This window comes from Vibrio sp. 10N.222.54.E6 (genome assembly GCF_041473955.1).
Classification (GTDB): domain Bacteria; phylum Pseudomonadota; class Gammaproteobacteria; order Enterobacterales; family Vibrionaceae; genus Vibrio; species Vibrio tasmaniensis_A.
The window spans coordinates 1-418 of record NZ_JBFRTD010000070.1 but is presented as its reverse complement, the minus strand read 5'-3'; the positions used below and the strand labels follow the sequence as shown (position 1 = coordinate 418).

The following is a 418-nucleotide window of genomic DNA, read 5'->3' as shown; positions in this document are numbered from 1 at the left end:
TTGATTAGGTTTAGAAAGTAAAAGAGACGATATTGGGTCTGTAGCTCAGCTGGTTAGAGCGCTCGCCTGATAAGCGGGAGGTCGGTGGTTCGAGTCCACTCAGACCCACCAATATCGACTAGAAACAAAGATGGGGCTATAGCTCAGCTGGGAGAGCGCCTGCCTTGCACGCAGGAGGTCTGCGGTTCGATCCCGCATAGCTCCACCATCTTTAAGTGTTTTTATCTGAAAATATTTAAAAATGGTTCATTAGTTTGAATCAAGCTCTTTAACAATTTGGAAAGCTGACTGATTGATTACTTACGAGTAATTCAATCAAATTTAAAAGTTCTCAATGTTTATCTTATCATTAGATAAACACAACAAACACATTCAAGTGTCTTGTATTCGAATCAAACTTAGTTTGATTCACAATTGA

General features: G+C 39.7%; 2 tRNA genes. Both read left to right on the top strand.

Features of this window, described 5'->3' with window-relative positions:
- Window positions 1-34 precede the first annotated feature (34 nt).
- Window positions 35-111, top strand: a tRNA-Ile gene (locus AB4513_RS24325).
- A gap of 21 nt (window positions 112-132) precedes the next feature.
- Window positions 133-208 (top strand) — tRNA-Ala (locus AB4513_RS24320).
- Window positions 209-418 lie beyond the last annotated feature (210 nt).